Source organism: Cellulosimicrobium sp. Marseille-Q4280, from assembly GCF_943181405.1.
Classification (GTDB): Bacteria; Actinomycetota; Actinomycetes; order Actinomycetales; family Cellulomonadaceae; genus Cellulosimicrobium.
The window spans coordinates 1-1,901 of sequence record NZ_CALPBY010000012.1; the positions used below are offsets into that span (position 1 = coordinate 1).

The 1,901-nt window shown below is 73.6% G+C and carries 1 protein-coding gene; it reads right to left on the reverse strand.

Annotation, left to right across the window (positions count from 1 at the left end; translation table 11 throughout):
* Positions 1 to 1,744, reverse strand: a 1,744-nt coding sequence (locus NFS20_RS22220) for a DUF4214 domain-containing protein (RefSeq protein WP_285821171.1), incomplete at its 3' end; no start/stop codon positions are given.
* Between the last annotated feature and the right edge of the window lie 157 nt (positions 1,745 to 1,901).

A 1,901-nucleotide genomic window follows, 5' to 3' on the forward strand; every position in this document is an offset into this window, starting at 1 on the left:
ACTTACCCCCGAAGTCCGGCGCGCGCCCGAGGAACACCTCGTAGTACCCGCCCGCCCGGTTGTTCGCCGCCTCCCGAGACCACCACACCCCGGACGCCACCGCCGCCCGGCCCGACGACGCGATCTGCCCACGCCAGTGCGCCACCTCCGACGCCGACGCCGACCGCCCGAGCATCACCTGGTACAACCGCCGCACGAACGCGTCGTCGTTGCCCCCCGACCGCTGGTAGAACTCCGGCGTCCGGTAGAACAACAACGCCACCGCGTCCACCGAGATGTCCCCCGACATCACACCCCGCGTCCAGCTGTTCAACCCCGCAGCATCCGGCTGACGACCCAGCACGTCCACGTACGCCTCACGCACCCGCAGCCGCACGTACTCCTCCGACCGCGTCAACGACCGCACCAGAGCGGCACGGCTCGTCCCCGAGACCAGCGCGGACGACCAGGTGGACAGACCCGCCGCGTCCACCGGGCGCTCCAGCAGGTCCTCGTACAACGCCCGCACCACCGACTGGGCCTCGGCCGGCGAGACCCCGGAGACGGTGAACCAGTCGCTCTTGAGCCCGAGCCGGGTGCGGACCTGGCTCCCTGTGAGCGCCACGACCTGCCCGCCCGTCGTGGTGACGTCCACCCGCGTCGCCCGGCCCCCGAGCTCGCCGAGCCCGTTGCGGGCAGCGACTCGCACGCCCGTGACCGTCCCGACGCCCAGGCGTGCCGAGAGCTCCTCCGGGGTGAACGTCACGGCCCACGAGCGGTGCGGGTTGCTCGCGGTCGCGTCCCCGGCGTCCACGACGGCCGGGAACGTCCCTCCGGCGGAGTACCCGCCGGTCGAGCTGCTGAACTCGGTGAGCGCGACGCGGTTGTCGGCGTGGCGCATGACCTGTCCCGACGTCCCCGAGACCGCAGCGTCCGACAGGGCGTGCTCGAGGGACGCTCGCGCCCCCGCGTCCGTGACCGTCGTCGCGCCGAGGTACACCTGGCACGCCGTCGTGTCGCACGTCTGGGCTCCAGAGGCCCGCACGCCGCGCGGGGCGAGCGCGTAGGAGCGCGCAGCCACGGTCTGGGCCCGCAGCGCTTGTGCACCACGTCCGCCGCCGAGCGCTCCCCACGACGCCGGCATCTCCCGCGGCACGACGCCCCGCAGGTAGGAGTTCACCGGGAGCGTGTTGACGGTGAACTGCGTCCCCCCGGCCGCGACGGCCCGCAACGTGCCCCGGTAGCCGTGGTCGACCCCGGCCTCGCACAGCTGGAGGAGGTTCGCGACGTTCGCCGGGTCGGCGGCCGTCGAGACGACGGCGCCTGACGCGACCTCCCCCCGGTCGGACCACGGCCCGGCGCACCCGGGGCCCGTGTGGTACCGCAGGCGCCCGTCCGCGACGCGCACGAGCCGCACCGCCGAGGCACCGGCGGCCGCGCCGTTCACGCGGAGGGACGGGCCCGTGACGATCGTGTCGGACCCGGTCTTGCGGAGGAGCTCGACGGAGAGGGAACCGTTCCCGGCGTCGCTCCGCAGACTCGTCCCACCGTAGAAGTGCTGCAGGATCTGCGCGTGGGACCACCCGTGGTCGACGGCGTACCCGAGCGCTCCGTACTGGCCCATGCCCCGTCCGTGCCCGTAGCCACGGCCGGCGAACGTGATCGTGCCGTCGGCCGCTGCGGCCGGCGGTGCGGTCGGCACGACGACGGCGAGGAGGCCCACCATGGTGAGCACCAGCGCCTGGACGACCGACCGGGAGCGCATGATCGTCAGGGGAACCGGCGGAGGGCGAGGTTGCGGTACTCGACCGAGCCCGCGATCCCCTCCCGCACCGCACCCTCACCACGCGTGAGCAGCACACCACCCCAGTACGACTTACCCCCGAAGTCCGGCGCCCGCCCGAGGAACACCTCGTAGTACC